Annotated in this window: 22 protein-coding genes and 5 pseudogenes; 11 read left to right on the forward strand and 16 right to left on the reverse strand. The window is 69.0% G+C overall.

Annotated features, from left to right (window positions below; all coding sequences use genetic code 11):
- Nucleotides 1–477: 477 nt before the first annotated feature.
- The 6 genes and pseudogenes from E6U81_RS34070 to E6U81_RS34100 all read right to left on the reverse strand — a co-directional run bounded on the left by E6U81_RS34070 (nucleotide 478) and on the right by E6U81_RS34100 (nucleotide 6,676).
- A pseudogene (locus E6U81_RS34070) lies at nucleotides 478–1,148 on the reverse strand (response regulator transcription factor).
- Nucleotides 1,145–1,819, reverse strand: a pseudogene (locus E6U81_RS34075) (ATP-binding protein); the annotation flags it as partial. The pseudogenes E6U81_RS34070 and E6U81_RS34075, both read right to left, overlap by 4 nt.
- Before the next feature lie 482 nt (nucleotides 1,820–2,301).
- Nucleotides 2,302–3,222, reverse strand: a complete 921-nt coding sequence (locus E6U81_RS34085; RefSeq protein ID WP_240804172.1) for a DEAD/DEAH box helicase family protein — start codon at nucleotides 3,220–3,222, stop codon at nucleotides 2,302–2,304.
- Between the two features lie 554 nt (nucleotides 3,223–3,776).
- Nucleotides 3,777–4,922, reverse strand: coding sequence for an RICIN domain-containing protein (locus E6U81_RS34090; protein WP_136233874.1), 1,146 nt, complete (start codon nucleotides 4,920–4,922; stop codon nucleotides 3,777–3,779).
- Nucleotides 4,923–5,564: 642 nt separating this feature from the next.
- Entirely contained in the window at nucleotides 5,565–6,032 is a 468-nt protein-coding gene (locus E6U81_RS34095) for a hypothetical protein (protein WP_136233875.1), read from the reverse strand.
- A gap of 23 nt (nucleotides 6,033–6,055) precedes the next feature.
- A complete protein-coding gene (locus E6U81_RS34100) occupies nucleotides 6,056–6,676 on the reverse strand; it encodes a hypothetical protein (RefSeq protein WP_136233876.1) in 621 nt (206 codons plus the stop codon).
- 426 nt (nucleotides 6,677–7,102) lie between these two features.
- On the opposite strand from E6U81_RS34100, the gene E6U81_RS34105 reads away from it, so the two are divergent.
- The 5 genes and pseudogenes from E6U81_RS34105 to E6U81_RS34125 all read left to right on the forward strand — a co-directional run bounded on the left by E6U81_RS34105 (nucleotide 7,103) and on the right by E6U81_RS34125 (nucleotide 9,953).
- Nucleotides 7,103–7,504, forward strand: coding sequence for a hypothetical protein (locus E6U81_RS34105; RefSeq protein ID WP_136233877.1), 402 nt, complete (start codon nucleotides 7,103–7,105; stop codon nucleotides 7,502–7,504).
- Between the two features lie 37 nt (nucleotides 7,505–7,541).
- Nucleotides 7,542–7,703 (forward strand): annotated as a pseudogene (locus E6U81_RS34110) (fused response regulator/phosphatase); the annotation flags it as partial.
- A gap of 176 nt (nucleotides 7,704–7,879) precedes the next feature.
- Nucleotides 7,880–8,230 carry a PRC-barrel domain-containing protein gene (locus E6U81_RS34115; RefSeq protein ID WP_136233878.1) on the forward strand — a complete coding sequence of 117 codons (351 nt, stop codon included), beginning with the start codon at nucleotides 7,880–7,882 and terminating at the stop codon, nucleotides 8,228–8,230.
- 398 nt (nucleotides 8,231–8,628) lie between these two features.
- A complete protein-coding gene (locus E6U81_RS34120; RefSeq protein ID WP_346766193.1) occupies nucleotides 8,629–9,351 on the forward strand; it encodes a DUF1206 domain-containing protein in 723 nt (240 codons plus the stop codon).
- 215 nt (nucleotides 9,352–9,566) lie between these two features.
- Nucleotides 9,567–9,953 carry a hypothetical protein gene (locus E6U81_RS34125; RefSeq protein WP_136233879.1) on the forward strand — a complete coding sequence of 129 codons (387 nt, stop codon included), beginning with the start codon at nucleotides 9,567–9,569 and terminating at the stop codon, nucleotides 9,951–9,953.
- Nucleotides 9,954–9,995: 42 nt separating this feature from the next.
- Here the strand turns inward: E6U81_RS34125 and E6U81_RS34130 are convergent, their stop codons facing one another.
- Nucleotides 9,996–10,400 carry an STAS domain-containing protein gene (locus E6U81_RS34130; RefSeq protein WP_136233880.1) on the reverse strand — a complete coding sequence of 135 codons (405 nt, stop codon included), beginning with the start codon at nucleotides 10,398–10,400 and terminating at the stop codon, nucleotides 9,996–9,998.
- A 675-nt stretch (nucleotides 10,401–11,075) separates the two neighbouring features.
- Nucleotides 11,076–11,318, reverse strand: a complete 243-nt coding sequence (cutA, locus tag E6U81_RS40200) for a divalent cation tolerance protein CutA (protein WP_168714815.1) — start codon at nucleotides 11,316–11,318, stop codon at nucleotides 11,076–11,078.
- Between the two features lie 639 nt (nucleotides 11,319–11,957).
- Between cutA and E6U81_RS34140 the strand changes: the two are divergent.
- A pseudogene (locus tag E6U81_RS34140) lies at nucleotides 11,958–12,801 on the forward strand (DUF4394 domain-containing protein).
- Between the two features lie 183 nt (nucleotides 12,802–12,984).
- Here E6U81_RS34140 and E6U81_RS34145 read toward each other — a convergent pair.
- Nucleotides 12,985–13,623: a fasciclin domain-containing protein gene (locus E6U81_RS34145; protein ID WP_136233883.1), complete on the reverse strand. Its 639-nt coding sequence runs from the start codon at nucleotides 13,621–13,623 to the stop codon at nucleotides 12,985–12,987.
- Between the two features lie 470 nt (nucleotides 13,624–14,093).
- Complete coding sequence (locus E6U81_RS34150; RefSeq protein WP_136233884.1) at nucleotides 14,094–14,285, reverse strand: chaplin; 192 nt, start codon at nucleotides 14,283–14,285, stop codon at nucleotides 14,094–14,096.
- 552 nt (nucleotides 14,286–14,837) lie between these two features.
- Here E6U81_RS34150 and E6U81_RS34155 point away from each other — a divergent pair.
- A complete protein-coding gene (locus tag E6U81_RS34155; RefSeq protein WP_168714816.1) occupies nucleotides 14,838–15,896 on the forward strand; it encodes a polysaccharide lyase in 1,059 nt (352 codons plus the stop codon).
- Nucleotides 15,897–16,336: 440 nt separating this feature from the next.
- On the opposite strand, the gene E6U81_RS40655 is transcribed toward E6U81_RS34155, so the two are convergent.
- Nucleotides 16,337–16,747, reverse strand: coding sequence for an RICIN domain-containing protein (locus E6U81_RS40655; protein WP_206310096.1), 411 nt, complete (start codon nucleotides 16,745–16,747; stop codon nucleotides 16,337–16,339).
- Nucleotides 16,748–16,764: 17 nt separating this feature from the next.
- Nucleotides 16,765–19,230 carry a glycoside hydrolase N-terminal domain-containing protein gene (locus tag E6U81_RS34160; RefSeq protein WP_206310097.1) on the reverse strand — a complete coding sequence of 822 codons (2,466 nt, stop codon included), beginning with the start codon at nucleotides 19,228–19,230 and terminating at the stop codon, nucleotides 16,765–16,767.
- Between the two features lie 521 nt (nucleotides 19,231–19,751).
- Between E6U81_RS34160 and E6U81_RS34165 the strand changes: the two genes are divergently transcribed.
- On the forward strand, nucleotides 19,752–20,150 hold the full coding sequence (locus tag E6U81_RS34165) for a tyrosine-type recombinase/integrase (protein ID WP_206310098.1): 399 nt from the start codon (nucleotides 19,752–19,754) through the stop codon (nucleotides 20,148–20,150).
- Between the two features lie 88 nt (nucleotides 20,151–20,238).
- On the forward strand, nucleotides 20,239–20,598 hold the full coding sequence (locus E6U81_RS34170; protein WP_136233887.1) for a hypothetical protein: 360 nt from the start codon (nucleotides 20,239–20,241) through the stop codon (nucleotides 20,596–20,598).
- A gap of 17 nt (nucleotides 20,599–20,615) precedes the next feature.
- Here E6U81_RS34170 and E6U81_RS34175 read toward each other — a convergent pair.
- Nucleotides 20,616–20,693: pseudogene (locus tag E6U81_RS34175) on the reverse strand (AAA family ATPase); the annotation flags it as partial.
- A 179-nt stretch (nucleotides 20,694–20,872) separates the two neighbouring features.
- Between E6U81_RS34175 and E6U81_RS40205 the strand changes: the two are divergent.
- Complete coding sequence (locus E6U81_RS40205; RefSeq protein ID WP_168714817.1) at nucleotides 20,873–21,028, forward strand: hypothetical protein; 156 nt, start codon at nucleotides 20,873–20,875, stop codon at nucleotides 21,026–21,028.
- Nucleotides 21,029–21,370: 342 nt separating this feature from the next.
- On the opposite strand, the gene E6U81_RS34185 is transcribed toward E6U81_RS40205, so the two are convergent.
- Entirely contained in the window at nucleotides 21,371–21,745 is a 375-nt protein-coding gene (locus E6U81_RS34185; RefSeq protein WP_136233888.1) for a hypothetical protein, read from the reverse strand.
- Nucleotides 21,742–22,266, reverse strand: a complete 525-nt coding sequence (locus tag E6U81_RS34190; RefSeq protein WP_136233889.1) for a hypothetical protein — start codon at nucleotides 22,264–22,266, stop codon at nucleotides 21,742–21,744. Before E6U81_RS34190 ends, E6U81_RS34185 begins: the two co-directional genes overlap by 4 nt.
- 331 nt (nucleotides 22,267–22,597) lie before the next feature.
- Between E6U81_RS34190 and E6U81_RS34195 the strand changes: the two genes are divergently transcribed.
- Nucleotides 22,598–22,957, forward strand: coding sequence for a hypothetical protein (locus tag E6U81_RS34195; RefSeq protein WP_136233890.1), 360 nt, complete (start codon nucleotides 22,598–22,600; stop codon nucleotides 22,955–22,957).
- Between the two features lie 370 nt (nucleotides 22,958–23,327).
- On the opposite strand, the gene E6U81_RS34200 is transcribed toward E6U81_RS34195, so the two are convergent.
- Nucleotides 23,328–23,699, reverse strand: a complete 372-nt coding sequence (locus tag E6U81_RS34200; RefSeq protein WP_136233891.1) for a hypothetical protein — start codon at nucleotides 23,697–23,699, stop codon at nucleotides 23,328–23,330.
- Nucleotides 23,700–23,730 lie beyond the last annotated feature (31 nt).

Consider the following 23,730-nt stretch of genomic DNA (forward strand, 5'->3'; position numbering starts at 1 on the left):
TACCCGACCATCGTCAAACCATCAGCCGAATACTCAACCACACGCCCCACAATCTCCGTCATGACACCCGACCGTACTAACCACCAAACCCGATCCGACCCGTGTTCCGCCACCGGCAGAACAACACGGACATCCCCCTGAAACACAGACCCACCACCTACACGAGAACCACCTCGTCAGGTCGGGCTCCTGGCCCTCGGCGTTCGTGTACGCCTCACGCCCCGCCCCTCTCCACGCCACCGCCCTCCCGGCCGACGGAATCGCACCAGGACACACGCACAAGAGCAAGCACCCCTTCGACTCGCACACATCCGCCCCTGCGCCGACGCTGGATGCGCCGGTCAGCTTGTCTCGCCAGGGCCAGGTGGCGGAGAACCGTAGGCGGAGCGACGGCCCCCGCGCAAACTCAGGGAGTTGAGGGACCGTGCAACCGACCCCCGGAACGCAACCTGAACCCGAACCGAAGTCGGCCCGGACTCAGACAGTCCCAGGTATCACAAGCCCCGACTCGTACGCCACGATCACGAGCTGCGCCCGGTCCCGTGCCCCCAACTTGCCCATGATCCGGCTGACATGCGTCTTCGCGGTCAGCGGGCTGAGTCCCAACGCGACGGCGATCTCGGAGTTGTTGAGACCGCGCGCGCCCAGCGCGAGCACCTGCCGCTCCCGTTCGGACAGCCCGCTCGGCCCGCCCACCGCGGATGTCGTCGCGGTGTTCGGCGCGCGCAGAAAGCGGGCGATCAGCCGCGAGGTGGGACCGGGCGAGAGGAGGGACTCCCCGCGGCCACCGTCCTGATGGCGTCGAGGAGTTCGGCCGGCCTGATGTCCTTCACGAGGAAGCCGGACGCACCGGCCCGCAGTGCCTCGACGATGTGCTCGTCGGTCTCGTACGTCGTCAGGACGAGCACCTTCACCCCCGCGAGATCCTCGTCGGCGGCGATGAGCCGGGTCGCCTCGATCCCGTCGAGGTCGGGCATGCGGATGTCCATCACGATGAGATCGGCCCGCGCCGACCGGGCCAGCGCCACGGCCTCCCGCCCGGTGCCCGCCTCGGCGACGACCTCCATGTCCCCGGCCGACGAAACGAGCATCGCGAAGGAGGCCCGTACGAGGTTCTGGTCGTCGGCCAGCAGTACGCGGATGGTCATCGAACCTCGCCCTCCCGGGACAGCGGCAGTGTGGCCGTCACTTCGAAGCCCTCGGCGGGCCCCGGACCGGCGTCCAGTGTGCCGCCCACGCTACGGGCCCCGCTCCCGCATTCCGACGAGCCCGAACCCCGGCCGGCCGTCGGACGGGCCCACCCCGCCGCCCGAGCCGGCGTCCCCGCCCGAGCCGTCGTCCCTGACACTCACCCGCAGTACGCCGTCCGCGGCCCACAGACCCACCCGCACGGTGAGGTCCTCGCGGCCACCGTGACGTACGGCGTTGGGAGCGCCTCCTGCACGATCCGGTACGCGGCGACGCCCACGGAGGGCGGGATGCCGTCCGCGCGGACGGACAGTTCGACCTCGGCCCCGGCCACCCGGCCGGCCTCCACGAGACCGGCCAGTCCGTCGATCCCGGGCAGCGGCCCCCGCATGTCCTCGGCCCCGGAAGCAGAACCGGACAAGGAATCGGCCCCCGCTCCCAGATCCGCGCCCACGACCGTGTCGGGCGCCCGCAGCACCTCCAGCGTCGTACGCAGTTCCCCCCGGACGCTCCGGCAGGTCCCCGCGATGTCGTCAAGTGCCTGGGCGACGGCCTTGCGGTCGAGGCGCTCGGGGTCGACCGTGAGGACATGAGCCGCCACGGACGTCTGCACGCCGATGAGCGTGATTGTGATTCCGTCGCTGTCGCGGACGTAGCTGCGGGCAGTGGGTGCGCCGGGGGCTCGGGAGCTCATCGTGGACGAAGGCGTGGACCCCGCGAGCGGGGACATCGTGACGTGCGTCCAGCGGTGCAAGTTCCCGGTAACGGCCATGGCTTGATGCTGGCGGGGCCCGGGCTTGCAGGGCCCCGCCGGCCCCGTGGGTTGAGTTGGCCAGCGCGCATTTTGGTGCGGGTCTTGGCGAACCAGGGGCCAATCTTGACGGTGTCGCCGTCGACGGTGATGGTTTCGCGGCCTGTGGGGGCGCGGTGTTCGCGGTGGAGGAACAGTTCAAGGAGCTGGACGGTCTGGGCGAAGGTGCGACGGGCTGTCGGGCGGGGGGCCAGGCTGGTGGCGGTCGGAGTGATGCCGAGGGCTTCCAGGAGCTGGCGCTGGCCGGTCTCCAGGGTGTCCATTGGGTGAGCTGGCGGACGGCCCAGCCGCCGAGACTGACGCTACCAGCGGTGGTGTCGGCGGTGAGGGGGCGGCCGGTTTCGAGGTGGTGGCGCAGCAGGTGGTATTTGCGGTGCCAATCGGGGCCGTGCGGGAGCTGCCAGTGGGGGTCGAGTGCGGCCAGGTCGGCGGCCCGCTGGGGGGGCTCGGCCGTCCGCGATGACGGTTGCCAGGGGGTACTCGAAGATCTTCCGGCCGTAGACGGCCTCGTTGTCCATCGAGTTCGCGGACGCGTCGGCCGGCTCGGCGGTCGCGTGGTGGCGGCGCGGGGGGATCCGGCTGGCGGACTCTGCCACCTCGGGGGCGGCGAAGCTGCGCGGGGTCGCAGTCATGTAGAGCCGGCGATCCGCGTGGATGGCCGAGGCGTCGTTGATGACCGTCCACTTCTTGTCCGCGCGGCCCGCAATCCGGTGCGCCTCGTCCATGATCGCCAGGTCGAACGGCGGCACGGGGCGGCCGGTGTGCTGGGCGTCGCGGATCTTGTCCAGGGAGTCGTAGGTGCACACCACGGTGAGGAAGGGGATTTGATCCGGGCCCGGGCCGACCACCGACAGCAGTGCGGACAGTGCAGCCGGGCTGCCAGTCGAGCCGACCTGCGCCGCTGTGAGCGCGGCGTGGCCTGCGGTGTCCATCGAGGAGACGATGATCAGGTGGCGCGCGTAGCCGTCCGACCGCCACGCCAACGCCGTCTGCGCAGCCAGGTCCAGCGTGGGGACCACCACCAGGACCAGGCGGGCGCGCAGCGCGAGCGCGGCCCGGATACCGACGACCGTCTTCCCCGTACCCGTCGCCGACACATACAGCCCGCGGCTACCAGGGCGCTGCAGATGGCGGACCACCGCGTCGAGCCCCCGGACCTGATCAGGGAACAGCGCGCGCCTGGGCTCGTGGGAGACAGGCCGGTCGACGGTGGTGGTGCTCACAGGCCCATCATCACCCACAGCCCGCCCAGGACGCGGCGAGAACCGACAGGCTCCCCCGGGGAACTTGACCACGAGGGCGGACTGTTCCTCTGGCCTGTGAGAAGAGGTAAGCGACGCGGATAGGGCGATGTACCCGGGGCCAGCGCGACTCGGCAGCACCACGAAATGGGTGGTCTACCTGGCCATAGCGGACAGGCAGGCCACCCCGTCACAAGGCTCCATGGACGAGTTTGGGAGTCAGTCATGGCGACCAGGCCCCGAAATCCCGGCTCGGACACCACGGGGCAACTGACCGGCCAGTAGCTGGGGCGATCCGGGCGTGACGCCGCAGGTGCCGACCGCCGACCTGCGGAAACGATCCCAGGGCCCGGGACTCGGGGTAGAGAACTCAGGGCAGGGCTTCGGATCCGGCCGATGCAACTGGGTCGTGCCGTACGCCGAGCACCGGCCGGCTGCGGTCGCCGGTGCTCGGCCTTGTCCGTGATGACCTCCGGCAGGGCGTTGCGGTACCCCGGTTCTGCGGGCCGCTCGGTGCCGCTACGACTCGGCTTGGGTCACTCCGGCCAGGCCTTGGCGGTCTCGTCGTCTCCGCGCTCCGGCCAGGACGCCGCGTCGCCCGCCCTAGGCCAGCCGTCGAGAACCGAGCTCCTCTTAGAGCGGGTACGCCATTCCGCGACCTGGCTGCCGTCGATGCGTTGCAGGACGAAGTGATCGCCCCGGTACCAGAGGGCTTCGGTGACCCGGTCGCCGACGAAATACGTCCGGGTGATGATGTCCTCCTTCTCGCTGGACTCGGTCTCCTCCGTGGCGCGCAGGACCCGCAGCTGGTCGGTGACGGTGGTGCTGATCCCGGCGGAGAAGCCTTTGAAGACGAAACCCGCCTCCGCCGTGACGGAGATACTCGTCGTCCGCTCGACCTCGGTCCTGTTCGACGTGGTCAGCCCGATGGTGGTCCGCTGCTTCTCCTCGTACTGGGAGAGACCGGAGTGCTCGTAGTAGAACACCCGCTCCCAGTAGCCGTACTGCTTGAAGATCAGGTACGGGTTGTGCTGCGCCTGCTGGTCGGCGGAGCCGCCGCCGTCCTGAACGGCGAAGGGAACGGCCACCTGGCCGATCAGCACCTCCGGAGTCCGCGCCGGCTCCGGCACGGTGTGCCCGGTCAGGCGGATCACATCACCCACACCGTCCGCAGGCCACGGCACCGGCTGCAGATCCGTGACCGGCCTGTACGTGTCGACGAGCTGGAACTTCCACAGCTGGGAGTCGAAGTTCGCGTCGCCCGGCTGCTGCGCGTAGTACACGTCCACCGCCGACCGCCCGCCGGACCAGCGCTCCGGCGTGATCGCGAGGCCGCTGGCCTTGTTGATGACCTGATACCAGCCCGAGCCCCGGTCGACCAGGTTCCACAGCTGATGGGGACGCTTGTCCTCCCGCTGGATGTGGTATTGGTCCAAACCCGAGGGGCCTGTCGACCAGTACTCCGGCGTGAGCGCCATACCGCCGCGCTTGTTCACCAGGAGGTAGTCGTTGCCGTCCATCGGGAATAGGTGCCACGTCTGGCTGATCGCGTTTCCCGCGCCGGAGGCCTGGATGTCGTACTGGTCCACCGTCGACGGTCCGGTCGACCACGACTTCGGAGTGAGCGCCAAGTTAGAGCGCTTGTTCACGATTTGGTAGGTCTTGCCAGGAGCTAACGCCATGATGTCTCCTTTCCCGCGGCCGGGCCTACCCCGGCCCACGCGTGTCGTGTCTGCACTGATCCGGCTGGGCCTTGCCCATGAGGGGGCAGCCACGACGCCCCACGCTGAGCTGGCATGGCAGGGCGACAACCGGCGGGAAGAATGCCCTCCCCCGACCTCCACAAACCGCTCTCAAAGAACATCAGCCGCAGAAACGTCACATGTGGCTGAACTGGTACGGCACCACCCGCCAGTCATGCGTTCCGGGGGAAGGAGCACAATGGTCCGCCGGTTCAGCAGGTGCCCGCTGTGGGCTTGGAGGCTCTTTCTGCCAGGTCAGGTTGGGCGTCGTCGGAGTCCTCACCCGCGACACACCGCGCAGTTTGCACTCAAAGTCCCGGGCCTCCTCGCCACACGCGGATTTCAAGCGGCCGTGGAGCCAAGCCCGGGACGCTGCCTCCCGTTCTCATGAACACTGCCTATTCGCGCGAGCGTGCGACTCCCAATGTCGCGTCAAAACGACGTCGCGACTCGGTTCTCGCACAGATCTTGGGGGGCGGCCGCGGAGAGTCATCGCAGCGTTCGAGGGTGGGGGTGTCCTATCTCGTCCAGTGGAGGCGTCTACTCAGCGAATCCAGTTGGTTGGCTGGCGCGGCCCATCATTCAGTCGTCCGAATGTTCGCGGCGCAGGTGCTCAGAGCGGGATTGGAGGATGTCCAGGGCCTCGTGGATCGAGCAGCCGAGGTGGTCTCGAAACAGCTTGATGGCCTTGATGGTCATGCCGCCGAGGATCTCTTTGTCTGCGAAGGAGAGCGGGCCGGCCGTCCAGGGGGCGGACGCGGGGTCTCCGCCTGGCCAGTCGACGTCGGTCAGGGTGGCGAGCAGGCGGCCGTCTGCGAGCGCCACCGCCACGTCCATGCCGCGGGCCGCCTTCTCCGTGAAGGCAACGGGTGCAGTGTGGTCCAGGAGGAAGACGAAGTGCTGGGCTATACGCTGCCGCCACTCATCGAGCTCGCCGTCGCCCTCCAGGCGCAGGTTGGAGTTCCAGGCTGCCTGGGCGAGAACTGATACGAACAGCCCGAGGAAGTCCGACTTCAGCAGGTCGTCTGCGTGCTCGACGGGAACTGGCATGCCGACCTGGCGCCGGACCGGCTTTAGGGGTTGGGGATGCGGAGTCCGGCGAGGATCCGCTCGTGCACCGCTTTCAGGGCCTTCTCGTTCGCCTGGGGACCGAGGGACAGGACCTGCACGAAGTGTTTGTCGTCGGCTATGAGACGGACCGAGCCGGCCAGGGGTTCACCGTTGGTCTCGGAAGTGAGACGCGCATCCAGCACAGGCCGACCGTCAACGGTCGACTTCTTCACGTTGCTACTGGTCAGAGGCTCCGCCGTAGTGATCATGTACCGCTCAACGAGGCGCTGGAGATTCTCCTCCAGGGTGTACAAGTCGTCGGGCATGTCGTGGACCGTGAAGCCGACCCCTCCTTCCGCGGTGTCCAGCCAGTAGCCGCGCACGTCGACGTTCCTGCCCTTGATCGACACGATCTCGTCGCGGGTCTCTGCCTTCCCCGGAAGCGAGGCGCGAATGCCACTGGGCGGGTCGGTCGTCTCCACCCAGTCCACCGATGGAATCGCCGCCACTACCCCAATGCGCGGCGTCAGCGCTGGATCGAAGGAGCCGGCCATCGCTGAGCCGGAAGCCGGCACGCTTGCCGCCACCACGACCGCGACGGCGACGAATGTCGCAGGGCGCCGAGCCAGGAAACGGTAAGTCATGCAAGATCACTCCAATAATCTGCTCGCTTACCTATGGCCCCGCTGCCTGATTGCCTACCCCTCCCCAGGGTCCGTCCCGACCGCTCCGCGTGCACCCGGAGAGTGGGACGCGCATCGTCGGGAGCCTGAGCCGGCCGGGCAGCGCCGCACGGGCGGTCATGCCCCCCCCCGACAGCCGCTGAGAAGGCGTGGATCGGGGCCTGGTGCTCGATACCGGACCGGCGTACCTGCCGCATCGTGTACGTGCCACGCGGTAGGGGTGGCACTGGCGGACCCTGCGGGACTTACACGGCGTTCAGACGCAGGCGAGAGCAGGAGCGTGGCTTGCGGCGATGGCCGGGCTGTTCTGGATCACTGAAAATGCCGTGTTCGTAGGTCCGCCACCTGATGCCATCGGCGGTGGCGTCCGCCTGGGTGGGGAGGGGGGTGGAGGCCGTCGATCCCGACGACTCCCGCGTGTGGACGTGGCAGGAACTGCGGTCTGCCGTCGTCGAGGAGGTCCCTACCGCAGGCACATCGGGCCGCGTTGCCCGGCTTCTGGGGTCGATGGTCACGGCCGCGGCGGGGGCCTTCCTCGGCGAGGGGCCGCCCGAGATTCGGCTGCGGCTCGAGACGGACACCGAGTCGACCGTGGTGACCGTCTATGCGGCCACAGCTGGAGGATACGCGGCCAAGGAAGCCGAACTCTCCCAAGCCCTGCTGGCCGACTTCGTCGCGGGAACCGCCCACCCGGGCAACCTCGTCAGGTGGGGCCGCGAGCACGCCGCGCAGGGCACGCTCGAGCCGGTAGTGCGGGAGACCCTGCTGATCGCGTGGGCCCAGGCATAGAACTGACCTGGATGTGGCCCTCGGCGGGAAAGCCGGGACCGCCACGCACGGCATCGCCCCCGGCCGACGGAACCGGGCCGCCACAAAGGTCCCCCTCCCGGCCAACGGCGCCCTGACCCTCTACACCGACGGCCTCACCGAAGGCCACAACGGAGCCACCGGTGAACGACTCCAGGTCGAAGGATTCCTGGAGCTGATCGCCCCCTGGCACTGCCCATAGGCCGTCGTCCACGTCGGGAGGTCCGCCCGGGTGGTTGCTGCGGCGGATGGGCTACTTCCCGACAGGCGGTGCTCTCACAGCGGGCAGGGATGGCCAGTCGTGCGCCGGCGATCGGCGGCCCGACGACGATCCCCGTCCAGAAGGAGAAGACACCCGTGTCCGAGAACATGTGGAGCTACAACCCGCAGTCGCACTACACGCCCGGCACCAGCCTGGTCGGCTTCAAGGTCGAGGCCAGCGACGGCCACATCGGCAAGGTCGATGAAGCGACCGAGGAGGTCGGCGCCTCCTACATCGTCGTCGACACCGGCCCGTGGATCTTCGGCAAGGAGGTTCTGATCCCCGCCGGCGCAGTCGTCCGCGTCGACGTCAAGGAGGAGACGATCAACGTCAACCTCACCAAGGACCAGATCAAGGACTCCCCGGAGTACGACAAGGACAAGCACCGCGGCGACGCCGCCTACCGCAACCAGCTCGGCCAGTACTACGGCCGCGACCACAGCTGAGCCCACTCCGCCGGTGCTGGGCCTCCCCACCAGGCAGGGGAGGCCCAGCACCGGGCGATGCCCGGAGGTGCCGGAGCCGCTGTCGGTAGCTTCCTCAACGAAACCGACCCACGGTGAAAGAACCCCGCTCACCGCATGGCGGCGCCCAGCAGACGGACGATGAGCAGGGACGCCTGGAGGTATTACACCTGCGCAGGTACTGGCGTCGCGGATCGTGCGAGGTCGAAGCCGGAAGATCCGGACCGACCCAGGCCCCGACGTCTTGAGCACCGCCACGCCTCGAGAAGCGGCGGCGGCGAGCACCCGTCAACGTCATCCCTGGCGCTGGACCTGTCCCGTCGGAGGTGCGCATGGCCGTCGGGAAGGACGCGGTCCCCACCCCGTCGCAGGGGCAGCGCGTGGCCGACAGCCACGCCATGGAAGCCGCTGCCCGAATCGGGCTCTGCGCCCGGGGAGTGATCTACGTACTGGTGGGGCTATTCGCCGTGCAGATCGGTTTCGGCGGGGACAGCGGCAAGGAAGCCGATCGCTCCGGCGCGGTGAGCACCATCGGTGATCAGCCCTTCGGCAGGGTGCTGCTGTGGGCGCTGGTGGTGGGCCTGGCGGCGATGGCGCTGTGGCGGCTGTCGGAGGCGGTGTTCGGCCAGGCTGTGGCCGGCGGTGACACGTGGACTCGCCGTCTGGGCTCTCTGGGCCTGGCCGTCTTCTACACGGTGATCGCCATTGGCGTGGCGCAGACCGCGCTCGTCGGCGGGTCCGCCGGCGGCCGTCCCGGCGACGACACCTCGAAGGACTACACGGCCAAGGTTTTGAGCTGGCCGGGCGGGCGGGCGCTCGTCGGCGTCGTGGGAGCCGTCCTGGTGATCGTGGGCGTGGTGATCGTCGTCCGCAGCCTGATGCGTAAGTTCGAGGACAACCTGCGGACCGAGGAGATGAGCGCGCCCACGCGGCGGGTCGTCGCGTGGCTGGGCGTCATCGGCGGCGTCGCGTGCGGGGTGATCGCGGCAGTCGCGGGCCTGTTCATCGTGCTGGCCGCTCTGCGGTTCGAGCCCAGTGAGGCCAAGGGCCTCGACGCGACCCTCCGCTCGTTCGCCACCACCCCCGCCGGACCCGTCTCCTGATCGCGGCAGCCGGGGGCCTGCTGCTGTTCGGCCTCTACTCATTCTGCGAGGCCCGCTGGCGCAAAGCCCCGGAACACGACGCTACGGACGAGTAACCCTGACCCCGGCCACCAGAGAAGCCGAAATGCCCGCACAGTGTGCGAGTGAGACAATTTGGCTACAACGGGTAGCAGGCTTAGCGCGCCCATTCCGATGAAACTGGCAGGTCACAAGTCATGGCCAAGCAGCCGAAGGCGTCCCACCCCCGCGACGGCGAAGGAATCAGCCGCCACAAGGGCAAGCAGCACGGCTGGTCTCCCGACGTGGACGAAACCCGCCAGCAGGACAACCCCAGCGCCCACCGCTCCTTCCACCCGGAGAAGTACGCCCCCGCCAAGGGCCCGGGCAGAAAAGTCTCCAAGGAAGAGGCGGGCAACCCCCACGGCAAGCCCTCCAAGAGCATGGGCACCCGCGGCGAAGACCAGGAGAAGGGCACCGGCGAGAAGGGGATGCACGACCGCGGCGCGCGCGGCCGCTCGCAGCGCCCGAGCGGAACCAAGGACGCTTCCGCCACCACCGGTGTGGATCCCCAAGCCCCCCCTGGTACGCGAAGCGCCGGATAGAAATGAACGTCGGCGGGCCTTGCTGGACAAGACCAGCGCTCGCTAGAGGCCGGACAGCCACCCGGCACCGAAATGCGAGAGGTCGCGTGCGCGCTGCACCCGCTCCTCGATCAGCCGGCGAAAGCCCGCCACGGCGTACCGCTCGCCGGTGGCCGAGCCGCGCCCGCGGATGCCGGCGACATCTGCCATGCACTGCTGGGGCTGGGGCTGCCAGCCGACGACCAGAACGCGCAAGCCCAAGCTCTCCGCACGCCGGTGCAGGGTCAGGAGATGGAGCAGGCCGTCGGCATCCATGGACATCGCGCCGTGAAGGTCGACCATGAGGTCCCGCTCGCCAGCGGTGACGTCGTCCAGCGCCCGCTGGAGTGCCGCGCCCGCGTCATCGTCGAGTGCCCCGTTGACGCTGACCAGGACCGTGCCGTGGCGCTGAACGTTCGTGGTGATCAATGCGCTCTCCTTCCGTCCGGGGAGAGAGGACCCTCGGGCTCCCTATCCTGGCGCGGCGTTCCCCCAGACGGGTGCGAGGCTCGCTGACGCTTCCACACCAACATGGACAGCGGCGGCTGTTACGGGAATCGCCCATCGACCGGAGGGCCACCGGGCTGGCATGGCAGCACGCGACCGCGGGGAACCACCAGGAGGCGGACTACGTCCTGGGCATTGCCGAAGAGGCCATCCACAAACACAGCGACGAGCCAGGCCCGGACTGGGCGTACTGGGTCGACCCCGACGAGATCGCCATCATGACGGGGCGCTGCTGGGCAGAGCTGCACCGACCGCTACGGGCCATCCCGGCCCTGGAGGACGCTCTGGCCCGGTACGACGACACCGGGCCCGGAACAGGGCGCTGTAGCTGTCGTGGCTGGCAGCGGCGTACCTGGACGCGGGAGAGGTCGAGCGCTCGACCGCGATCACAGCACGGGTGTTCAACCTCTCCGAGGGACTGGCGTCGATCAGACCGATGGCCCGGGCCCGCCTGATGGCCAAGCGGTTGGAGCCCCACCGGTCCCTCGCCCCGGTCGGCGCCCTACTGGAGCGCGCAAAGTGCTAGCGGGTGGCCCGGCTGATCCAGTCCAGGTATTCCGCGCGGCCGGCGTCGATGGTGAACGCGATGACCTCTGGCTAGTCGTAGGGGTGGTTGTCCACCAGATGCTTCTCCAGTGCCTCGCGCCGGTCACCGGTCGTACGGAACGTCACCTGATACTCGGTGCCCTTGGAGACTTCCCCGAGGTGTCGGTACGTCGTTTCGATGGGCCCGGTCACCTGCCCGGAAGCGGCTAGGCTCGCCTCCACTGCCGAGCGCGACAGCCTCCGCGCGGAGGTCTGGTTGTCCACCGTCGTGATCATGATCAAGAAGTCAGCCATGGGGGGGGCACCGTACCGGCTTGATGCATCACACCCGTACGGAGCCGGTGGGCCAGATGTGGACCGCCTAAGTCCCCGGAAGACCCTGACAGTGGGGAACAAGCAGTTCACGCACGTCGTATGCATCTCCCGCAACGCTCTGATGATCCGTCGTGACGCGCGCCAGCGTGCGCTCAACGCCCCCAGCCGCCCCGGCGTACGAAGCTGCCTCACCGGTGTGGGAAACCGTCCAAGGGTCAGAAGGCAACGGGGACCCGCAGGCCCACGGCAACCGCCGCATGCCGAACCCCGCGCGGACGCCAACCGGCTCCTCCCGCACATCCGTCTCTGGCCGCTCGCTGGCAGCCTCGTTGGCCCTGGCAGCCGCCGTATGCAGTCCGGCCCGCGCAGTCGGACCGTCGCCGGGGAGCACCGTGACCTCGGCGGCGTCCGCGACCGCGCCGACAGCGGTGGACGAGCCGCTGGACACCCACATGGCCAGCCCAATGGGGGTTCAGGCACTCGACCGGAGCAACAGCCCCACCGCTGTCTAGGCCATGCGGGTGGTATCCGCCCCGGTCACACGTCCGCAGTGGCGGTGGCTGCGAATCACGGTCGAGCCTGCGGCCGCCTGGCCGCGGTACCCGATCCGGGAGCATCATGCGAAAGCACACTCTCACCACCGCGTCCGCAGTTGTCCTCGCTGCCCTGTGCGCCGCGCCCGCGCTGGCCGGCGATGGAGGGCAAGGACGGCCTGATCGCGATCGGCCTGACAGGCGACCAGCGCCTGGTCGAGTTCGACGTGACCAAGCCGTCCAAGACCTGGTCGCTGGGCAGGGTCTCCGGTCTCTCCGGCGACACTAAGCTCGTCGGCATCGACTTCCGGGTCCAGAACGAGAAGCTGTACGGCGTCGGCGACCAGGGCGGCATCTACACCCTGAACACCACAAACACCCGAGCTGTGAAGGTGTCGCAGCTGACCGTGGCACTGGCCGGGACTGCGTTCGGCGTGGACTTCAACCCGGCGGCCAACCGGCTGCGGGTCATCTCCAACACGGGCCAGAACCTGCGCCACAACATCGACGATGCGGCCGCCCCGCTGACGACCACCACCGACGGCACCCTGACCAACCCCACCACGCCGCCGTCGACCGCCATGGGCGTGACCGGCGCCGCCTACACCAACAACGACCTCAACACCGCGACGGCCACCACGCTGTTCGACCTCGACACCATGGCCGACCGGATCTCGCTGCAGTCCCCGGCCAACGCCGGCACCCTCGCCCCCACCGGCAACCTCGGCGTCGACGCCGCCCTGGACGCCGGCTTCGACATCCACTACAGCCCGGCCACCGGAGTGAACCGCGGCTTCGCCACCATCGGCACCGCAGGCACCTACCGCCTCTACGCAGTCGACCCACTGACCGGCAGGGCAACCGACAAGGGCGCCTTCCCGGCCCGGTACAAGGTCACCGACCTGGCCCTGCCCATCAACCAGCAATAGGCCCCGCGCCCGGACGTTCCGTCGGTCCCGGTCTGCGCGCTGCTCCCGTGGCGACGACGGGGCATCGCCCAGGCTGGGCCCGACAGGGCGTCGCCGGGCCGCGGTGCCGTCGGACAGGCCGGTGGCCCTGCCCCGTCGCATAGGGGCAGGGCCACCGGTCGTTCCCGTCACCGCTCGCGCCGGCTACTGGGGCATCAGGACCGTGTCGACGATGTAGACGTTGGCGTTGGCCGTCTTCACGTTCCCGCAGACCACCCTCGAGGCGTCGTTGACCTTGTAGGACTCCTCGGAGCCGGCTGTGGTGACCATTCCCTTCTGCAGCGTCTCGAAGGAGCCGTTGTACAGCTGCTTCGGGGCGAGCCTCTGGCCGACCACGTGGTAGGTGAGGATCTTGGTCAGCGCGGCCTTGTCGGCGAGGACCTTGTCGAGATCGGCCTTCGGGGTCTTCGCGAAGGCATCGTTGGTCGGAGCGAAGACCGTGATGCCCTTCGCATTGTTCAGGGTGTCGACGAGACCGGCCTGCTTGACCGCGGCGACCAGCGTGGACAGCGCCGGGTTGTTCGAGGCGGCGGTCGTGACCGGGTCCTTGGCCATGCCGTCGAACGAACCCGCCCCCTCCTTCGGGACACCGGCACAGGCCGCACCGAACGGCTGATCGCCGGTCATCGAATCGTCCGCCGGGGTGCTCTCACCGGTCTTGGCCTGGTCCCCGGCAGCTGCGGGCGGGGCGGCCTTTGTGTCGGAGCAGGCGGCGAGGGAGAGGGGCAGCACGGCAGCTGCGGCAACGGCGATTGCGGTACGGCGGCTCTTCATGCTGTTCATAATCAGTGCTCCCCTTGAGCGTCTGTCTGAGGGTTGAAGGGGTGGGGCTGCCAGGACGGACCCGGGGTCCGGGGGACGGAGCCGCTGTGCCAGCCGCTCGCCCCGTCGGGGTCCGTCCGACGTCTCCCCCGTCCTGCACCTTCGGGCGCGGCGCGGACGCCGTGGTGGCGGTGGGCGCGACTCCGCGCGGAGCTGAGCTGCCCCTCTGTGCTCGCCTGGAGTCTTGCTGGCGGTAGTGCGGCGCTGTGAGAGACGACTCGTCAGTCCCTTTGCCCACGGCAGGTCATTGCCGGGTTGCATGGGGCGGGGCGTCGGCGGGAGTGCTGTGGGTGGCAGCCGCAGCCGCCCGACCTGCGGCTCACCGCAGAGACGTGCCGACACGCCCCTGCCCTGTGGCCGGGCGGGTCACCCGGTCCGCGCCGCCGCGTCTACTCGGCAGCGCGGACCGGAACCTTCCGGGTGGTGCCGGATCAGGCGTTGATGCAGGTGTTGCCGAACGACGGGTTCAGCAGCCCGATGATGCTGACGGTGTTGCCGCAGGCGTTGACCGGAATGTGGGTGGGCACACTCTGCGCACCCGCGTCGGCGGACGCCGCCGACGCACCGCCGAACACCACCGCACCCGCCGCCACCGCCACCGCCACCGCCAGATCTCGTCGCACACGACCATGTCAACTACCTACGCCGAATCTTGTTTACTTCTGTTCAATAGTGGCGGCGAGTTCACTTTGGTGACTTGCGAAGCAACTACGAGAACGAGCCACCGACCAACATCGCGTGACAGGGGCCCAAGCGCCGTCACAAACTCATCTCAGCCAACGGCGTCAAACGATCCACCAGGGCAGGTACTCCATGGAGTGCCCTACTGCCCACTGGAGACCACTGCCTTCAGAGCGGCCGTCACCCAGCATGAGTCGACGCACCGGTTGACGCCCTGACACGCCGGAACATCACGAGCGAATCTCGGCCTTCCGCACGCCCTTGACTCTGAGTGGCCGGAAACGATCTCATATGCCAGCGCGTGTGAACGCGTTTGTTTCTGCAGGGTTGTGTTCTGTCATGCAGAGCCGTCCTCCCGGGCGGCCGTCGCCAAGTCCTGACTCCTGCCCATCGGCCACCGCCCCGCCGCAGTCGCCCCCTCATCTCAAGGACGATTCATGTTCCAGCGTTACACCCATCGACGTCAGGCCGGCGCAGCATTGGCAGCCGTCTTGGTGGTGGGATTCGGGGCCACCGAGGCCCTTGCCGACCGTGCGCTCACTCCCGTCCCGTTCAAGGACGGGTTCGAGTCGGGTACCACCGCCGCGTTCCAGCGCAAGGGGATCGACGGCACAGGAACCGTGAGTGTCACCCGGGCGCCCGGTGGCCGTAGTGGCAAGGCCGTCAAGTTCGTCATGCCAAACGACGGAAAATCTTACCGCACCGAGATAGCCACACTGCGTGTGCCGTACGGCAGCTACAGGTACACCTTCGCCAACTACCTCCCCGCCGACTGGACCCCGTACGGGGCCCAGACCATCGTCTCCCAATGGCATGGAGGCACGGGAACGTCCCCTGCGGTTGTCCTCGGCGTCAAGAACGACCGCTGGATGATGATCGTGCACTGGAAGACGGCCTCGGAGCAGGTCGACGAAAGCAAGCAGCCGGCGCACGAGGTCAAGTACGACCTGGGCCCGGTACAGCTCGGCCGCTGGAACCAGTGGTCCTTCGACATCACCTGGTCCACGGCCACCACCGCCGGTTCCATCACCGCCCGGCTCGACGGGACCCAGGTGGGATCGCACCACGGCCCCAACAGCTACCACCAGGACACCGCTCCCTACCACAAGATCGGCCTGTACCGCCCGAACTGGCAGGCCTGGAAGGGCCACAAGCCGGACAGCACGCCGGACGTCGTGAACTACTACGACGACATCAGCATCACCCCCCTCTCCCCCGGATCCCCCCAGCCAGCCACGACCTCCCTGCAAGCGGCTCCGGACACCACGGCGAAGCCCTCGCCCGAACCCACCGCAGCGGCACCCGGATCGGCACAGACGACGGAACCGGCCACGGCGGGCTCTGCATCCGGCGCGCCGGTCGAAGTACCCCAGGACACCGGAACCGACACGGACATTGACAACGACGCCCCGCCCCTGGCCGAGACAGGTACCTCCAGCCAGACCCCGGTCGTCCTCGCCTTCGGCAGTACGCTGCTCGCCGCAGGCCTTGTCCTCGTCCTCCGCAGCCGCTCCAGGGCAGCAAAGCGCCGGGCGGGCGCCCACAGGGCGTAAGCCAAGGCACAGTGAGGCAACCGCAGCATGCCTTCCCCAACCCTGGGCTGCGCCCGAAACGGGCGAGCGGCGCAGCGCAGCCAGTAGGCGGTCATGCTCCAACAGCTGGGTCAGCGGTCAGGCGCTGCCGCTCAGCGGGCGCGACGACGGTGACCACCGCGTGCCGCGTTGCCCCGGCCGCCACTTCAGGTGCGAAGCCCGTCGGCACCTGCGAGTACGGCTTCCGCGGTGGGTCGTGGATTTGCTGGCGGGGTCCACTGCAGCTGCCCTTCACTTGAACCGGGTTGGTCGGCTGATCACATATCTCTGTCCGATTGGTGATGACTGAAAGGCGGCCAGAGCCGACCTGACCCGCGGCCGAATCATCGCCAGATGCTGCCAGGCCTGCGGCCCGCCATCCTTGTGGGGCCGCAGGCCACAGCGTTCTGCTCCACGTCATCTCAGAGTTCGCCGACTTGTCGGCGGACGCGACGCCATTGCTGCTGAGCACTGCCGTCAGGGGTCTGCTGTTCGAGCGTGGCGCCGTCGGAGGTCGATCGGCCGGTGATGCCGAGGACCTTGCCGCTGCGGGCACAGGTGAGGGTGACGTGTCCGTCGCCGGTGTCGCTCACCTTCCACCGCTGGTTGTCGGCGTAGGTCGGGTTCCACTGGACCAGTCTCGCGCCGTCGGCGGTGCCACCGCCGCTGATGTCCCAGGACAGGGCGGTGCTGCCGTGGAGGGTGCGGATGTCGTGGAGGCCGCCGCCCAGGGGGATGAAGCGGAACCACTGGCTGGCCGCAGAGCTGTTCGGGGTGTACTGGATGAGTTCGGTTCCGGGACTGGTGGAGGCGCCGGGGGCGTCGACGGCCATTCCGCTGTGCCGGTTGATCAGTTGGAAGACGGTGTGCTGGGCAGGTGGTGCGACGGCGACGGAACCGCCGGAGGGGATGGTGACCGTCTCGCTCCAATCGCCGAAGACGACCGTGGTCGACCGGCCGGCCGGCCGGCCGGGCCGCGGAGCGTAGCGCCGACGACCTGTCCGGCGGTCCAGCGAAGGTCGACGGTGAGGCCGCCTCGGACGCCGACGCCGGTGACCGACCCGGACGCGGCCCACGCGTCCGGCAGGGCAGGCAGGAACTCGACGCGTCCGGGGCCGGCTACCGTGCGGGACTGGACCAGCATGTCGAGCATGGCCACGGGCGTGCCGTAGTTGGCGTCGATCTGGAAGACCGACCTGCCGCCGAGGCTGTACATGTCGAACAGGTTGGCGGCGGAGCCGTTGCCGAAGCCGACGGAGGGCTTCAGCACGTTCACGACGCACTGGTACGCCTTGTCGGCGTGCTTGAGGTGGGCCCAGCATGCGGCACGCCATGCGGTGGCCCAGCCGAAGCTGTCCGTTCCCCGTGCTTCGAGGAGCTTGGCGGCGCCGGCGACGAGCGAGGCGGGAGAGTCCTGGAGGTTGATGCGGTCGCCGGGGAAGAGCCCCATATGGGCGGAGAGGTGCCGGTGGGTTGTCTCGCCCAGGTTGTCGTCGCTCATCCACTCCTCCAGCCGGCCGCTCGTCGTACTGACCTCAGGCATGTACAGCCTGGCCTGGAGGCCGCCGATCGTGGAGGCGTACTCGGTGTCCGTGCCGAGCTTGGCAGCGGCGGCGCGGTAGTTGTTGAACAGCTGCCAGACCAGTTCCTGGGCGTAGGTGATGCCCCGGGCGTTCTCGGGGCCGTGTTCCGGGGACCAGTCGTGGTCGTCGATCAGGACCTGGCGGACCATGCCGGTCACGGAGTCGGTCACGGTCGTCGTGATCAGGCGGGCCTGCCAGAACTGGCAGGCGCCCTTGAGCAGCGGATAGATCTTGGCGAGGTGGGCGGTGTCCTGGGTGTACTCGTAGTGCTCGTAGAGCGAGTTGCACACCCAGGCGTTGCCGGCCGGGTGCCACCACCAGCCGTTGCCGCCCCACACGTTCGTGGAGATGGCCAGCGCCCAGCCCGCCACCTTGCCCGAGGTATTGCGGAACCGGTTGCGGGAGTCCTGGAAGAGGTTCTTCGTCCTGTCCTGCCAGCCGGACAGCTGGGCGACGCAATACTTGGTGAACGCATCGAAGCACTCCGGCAGGCCCGCCCGGTCGGGCAGCCAGTAGTTCATCTGGACGTTGATGTCGGTGTGATAATCGCTCATCCACTCAGGAGTGTTGCTGTCGATCCACAGCCCCTGGAGGTTGGTCGGCAGGCTGTCCCTGGACCCGGTGATCGTCAGATAGCGGCCGAACTCCAGGTAGGCGGCCTCCAGCTCCGGGTCGGGCGCGGCGGCGGCCGCCGCCCGGGCTGCGAGCCGTGCCGGGGTGTCGAGCGCCCGCTGCGCGGCCGTCGATGTTCCCAGGTTCACCGACATGCGCTGCTGGAGCCGCTGGAAGTCCGCGACGTGCGTCGCGAGCAGCACCGTGCCGGTCGCCGCCGCCGCGGCCGTCGCCTTGGTGCGGGCCACGGTCACAGGCGCCAAGGCGGAGTCCTTGTAGTCGACGGAGGCGTCGGCCTTGTAGTTGGTGCCGCCGGAGAGAATCAGCACGACCTCGGTGCAGCAGGTGAACGTGACCTTCGCGCCCGTCGCCGAGACCCTGCCGCCCGCGCCGACCGCCTTGACGAGGGTCGCGTACCTCAGGGCGTTGGGCAGCGCCGCCGCGAACGACGCCTCGGCCGCGTCGGCGTTCGACGTCACCGTCTCACCCCGCGTGCCCGCGAGCGTCAACGAACCCGAGTAGGAACCGCCGCCACTCTGCGACAGTCGCACGACGATCACGTCGTCGGGGTGGCTGGAGAACACCTCGCGCCGGTACGTCACTCCGCCCACCTGGTAGGAGGCGCTGACCAGGCCGTTGCTCATGTCGAGGGAGCGGCGGTAGTCACCGACCGCCGATCCGGTGTGGGCGGGTATCTTGAGGAAGGCCTTGGCCAGCATGCCGAAGGCGCCGAAGTCGTCGGTGCCGTAGGGGAACTGGCCATCGGACTGAAGCACGGCGTTGGCGTGCCCGGTCCACAGTGTGGCGTCCGCGAGCACGAGCACGTCCCGGGCCGGGTCGCCGGACACCAGGGCGCCGAGCCGCCCGTTGCCGATGGGCAGCCCCTCTTCAATGATCCTGTCCGCCCGCCCCGGCGAGCGGTACCACAGAGCGACCGCCTCGCCTTCGGGTAAGAGCGACAGGGCGCCCGGCCGCGTGACCGCCGTGGCGGTGGGCGTGAACTCGGGCAGCGAGGACAGCGCGAACGCCGCACCGAGCGCGGAGACCGCTCTCAGTACGCCCCGGCGGGACATCTCGGGCTCGCCGCCGGCCGTGGACGGGCGCGGGTTGAGCTCAGACATGGGGAGATGCTCCTTGGGACTGCGGGGTTGCGGCATACCGGTTCGAGGACGGGCCCCGATCGGGGCCATCACGGCCAACTTCCAGGCCGGGTCACGAAGCGCCTTGAAGGTCCATCCGGCGAGGCAAGGCATCGCGTCGGTCGGGGGTATGCCGTGTCGATGAAGCCAGCTGAGCCCCGTCGGTCATGACGATCCTGTCCCGCCCGAGGTGGTTGCCCGCATCCTGCGGTTGCTCCAAGCCGCGCGTCGCCGTCTTGATTCTCATGACCGATACCTCCGAAGGGAGAAGGAGACAAGGCACCCATCCGAAGTGCCTCGATGGCCGAGCAACGTAGGAGCCATCGACCAAAAGAGCAATAGAACCAACAGGAATCAACAACTGTGAGAAGAGGTTCCGCTTCGCTCGCAGGCTGTTCGAGGACGCACCGGGCCTCCCCTGACGCAGGAGGACTCTGATCCACCAGCGGGGGAAAGATCTGGGGCAGCTCGCGGCATGTTGGGGCCAGTCAGCTGGCTGCAGCGTGCTCAGCACGTACTCGGGTGCTGGCGAGGCGGTAGGAGTCGGTGCCGACCCTCTGTTCTGCACCCGGGCCGGGCGGCGCCTCAGTCGCGACGCCGTTGCACAGCGTCTGAGCATCCACGCACAGGCTGCCGCGCAAGCCTGCGCATCCCTCCTGGACAAGAGCATCCACCCGCACGTCCTGCGGCACAGTTGCGCGATGTCGCTGCTGCAGGCCGGCGGCGACACCACGGTCATCGCGCTCTGGCTCGGCCACGCCGGCGTCCGCTCCACCGACGCCTACGTCCACGCCGACATGACCATCAAGGAGAAGGCGCTCGCGCTGACTGCGCCCGTCGCCACCCGGCCGGGCCGCTATCGGCCCACCGACAAGGTCTTGGCCTTCCTCGACCGCTTGTGACTATGCCGAGGAAACTCAAATGGTTTGCTTCCCCGAGGGCGGGCTGGGAGTGTCGGAGCGACACTACGGGCGGTCGAAGGAGCAGACGGTGGCGCTGGTCAAGAAGGGTTCCCGGCGCATCGTCGTGGACGGCGTCACCTACCGCTGGCGCGTCCGCCACAAGCCGACCTACTGCCAGTCAAACGGATGGGGTCCGCTGACGTTCGCGGTCGAGGACGCCACCGTCCCGGGAACCGTTCTCGTCATCGAGACCGGCTGGCACCACCCCGAGAACTGGTTCGGTCTGACGACCAAGCCGGTCGTTCCCGCTGATGTCGCCCAGGCCATCCGGACCGCCCTCGCGCAGGGATGGACGCCTCTCGCCAACGGATCACCCTTCCATCTCGACGTCTCAAACGCAGACCAGACAGGCGAGGATGCAACCCTCGCCAGCAGATTGTCGGCATAGTCGCGGTCTCGGCATAGGTCGATACAGAGCAGATCAACACGGCCGTAGCGGGCGATCGTCTTGGAGAGCTGTTTCTCGTCGGCGGCCTCGACGAGCCCCTGGGGCGGGAGGACGGAGGACGGCCACCGACGGCGAGGGCGTCCGAGGCGTCGCCGGCGGCGGGTGCGGCGTCGGGTGCGGCCTTGCCGGGGGAGAGGGCTTCGACGGCGTCGGGGCCGGGCGCGCCCCGGGTGACCGCCGACATGGCGCGCTGGAGGGCGTCGGTGATGGGCTGGTGGCCGGGGCGGGCGCCCAGGAGTCCCTGGTCTCCGGCGCCCGCCTGCCCCTCGGGGAGCTGGCCGAGCGCTCCGGCCTCACCGTGGAAGACCTCGCGGCGCTCGCCACCGAGCTGGTATCCAAGGACGCGGCCGCCGTCTCCCAGCCGCGGTAGGACCGCCGTGTTCGAGCCCCGCCCCAGCCACCGTCGACCGGATGCTGGCCGCCCAGCACGCCGCCGACCGGTTCGGCCTGCGCGCCGCCGGCCGCCGGGTGTGGGGGTATCGGGGCCGAAGCCTTTCCTCGGCAGCCAGCCCGCACTGGCTCCGCGTGGCCTGTGCGGGGCCGGCGCCGAGGGCGGCACGCTGTGGAACGGCCCGTCCTCCTCCCGCGCTCTCCCCGCGCCGGTGCCGCGCGGAGGAGAACGGGCGCCCGGCGCCCCCGAAAGGGCATCGAAAAAATATCGATTGGGAAGTGCGTGCGAAGCTTCGGTGCGCCCTCTCTCCGCGCTCCCGCCCTACCGCGCCGGTTGCTGCCCGGCGGGGTGGGCGGGAGCGGGTTCGGGTACTTCCACGAGGTGTCCGATGCCGAGGTCGAGCGCTTCCTGGACGGCCGGGGGAAGGTCGTAGGCGTTGGCGTAGCCGCGGCAGATGGCCGCACGGGTGCCGGGCGGGACGTCGTCGCCGAAGGTCTGGTGGCAGACGACGTAGCCGTCCTCGGCGTAGCGGGCCTCGCGGACGAACTCCTCGCGGCGGCCGGGCGGGAGCGGGATCGCGGTGCGGGCGGGGTTAAGCACGCAGGTAGTGCAGCGGCGCGCGAGGATTCGGATCTCGCCGGTGGCTGGGTCGGCGACCCCGGGCGCGGGCGCGTGGTCGGCGTTGCGGCCGGTCACGCGCCGTCTCCCTGCTGGTCGAGGAGGTGGGCGAGGCCTTCGCAGAAGGCGGGGAGGGCTTCGTCGCGGATGCGGTAGCCCTGGACCTTGCCGTAGCCGGGGCCGATGCCGAGGATCGGCTGCTGCATGCCGTGCGGCCACAGCTGCTTCTCGACCCCCTTGGTCAGGGTGGTCTTGAGGCCGTTGGCGTGGCCGTTGAGGCCCTTGCCATCGTCCGTGCGCAGGGCGTCGGCCGGCACGCGGCCGCCACGGCGGAGTGCCTCGCGGACGATGGTCTTGGCGCGGGCCGGCAGTTCCTCGTAGTAGTCGCGGGCCCGCGCCGGCGTCCACGTGGTGTCGGTCTGTACAACGGCGGCGTGCTTGGTGAGGAAGGCGTCGAGGTCCGCGAGGACTTCGGAGGTCGGATTCTCGACACAGACGGTGATACGGATGACGGCTCCTTCATACGGGACGTGGATGAACGTGGTTAGGAAGAGCGATCCCACCGTAACCGTCGGCCCCTCGTCCTGTTCGACGTTCATCCACATTCGCCGAACGAGTCGGCGAACTCGCTCGCCCCAATAGGGTTCCACCGCTCCCTCGGCTGGACCGTCGGCTACGCCGAAGCCTGTCTGATCACGGACAACTCAAAAATGCGAGAGCCCAGTTGCTCTGGCTCCACGCCGAGGCCTGGCACCAGCACTCCAACTACTTCAACGCGATTCGATGACTGACACCACCACAGGGGCGCAGAAGCCCGCGATATCCTGACCACCCACACGCTGAGGAGCAGTACGTGCAGACCCACGCCCCACGTTCCGGAAGGGCGACGAGTACTACGCTGCCCGGCCCCCGCTCGGCATCGAGAGCGTCGTGATCCGCGTCGCGAAGGATGCCGGCAGCCCGGGGCTCCTCTACACCGGCAAGGTGTGGGTCGAGACCGTCGGCGAGGACGGTCGCGGCCGCCGCGGGCGATGGCTGCCGTCCAAGCAGCTGCACGACTCCCCCACCACCGCCGCCGGCAAGCCCCGCACGACGGGGTACATCCGCCTCCACTCCGGCCAGCAGGTACCCGCCCCGCGCCCCGAGACGAGCGCGACGGGTCGGATTTCCGACCCGCTGGCCGACGACGCGGTCGCGGCCGCGCTGCGCCTGGCCCTGGACGACACCGCCCAGTGCCTCAAGCCGCTCGGGGCTCTCCCTGGACGACCCGGCCGCCTGGGAGCACACTGATTCGGCCACGGAGTGGGCCGACCGCACCGGCCAGATCGTCAAGGCGCTGGCGTTACTCGTTGCGCGCATCGAGCCGTACGCGGCGACGCCCGCGGCCGCCCGCCGGGTGCGCGCGGCCGCGGGCTCCGCTGCGGAGCGCACTGGAGCGGTCGGACGATGACCAGGAGCGAGGAGACGGCGGCGGCCGCCTCGTGGGTCTCCTTACTGCGGGGCCGCGTTGCCGAGGAGCGGGCCATGGCGCAGACCGCCATGGCTAGCGGCTGGTAGGCGCCGACCGGCCCCGGCCTCCCGAAGAACAAGGTGTGGAAGTGCTCGGTGATCTCCAGGAGGTGGCGCAGCTTGGTCTCCTCGGTCCGGTCGGAGATCCAGATCAGCGGGCCGTCCCGCAGCAGCGCATCCCCAGCTCCCCGATGGAGCCGCGGAAGGTGAAGACGAACTTCTGCGCGTGGTCGGTGAGGTGTTGAGTAGCCTCGTCGACTTGCCGGTGCCACCTGTCGCGCTCCTCGGTGAGAGCGGCTCGGAGCGTGTCGGTGACGCCGTCGGGAACCTGCACCTCCCGCAGCTTGATCACGGCGGTCAGGATGGACAGGGCGTTGGTCGTGATCTTCTCTTGCGCCTGCATCTTCGTCTGGAAGCGCCGGTTGCGGACCTCCAGCAATGGCGAGATGTAGCGGCCGGTGAAGATGGTCGTCGCCATCGAGATCAGTGCGGCACTCCCCCATGCGGGGATCCAGTCGAGCATGGCGCCGATTCTGGTGACGCGCAGCGGCCGA

The organism is Streptomyces sp. A0592, assembly GCF_004795115.1.
GTDB lineage: Bacteria > Actinomycetota > Actinomycetes > Streptomycetales > Streptomycetaceae > Streptomyces > Streptomyces erythrochromogenes.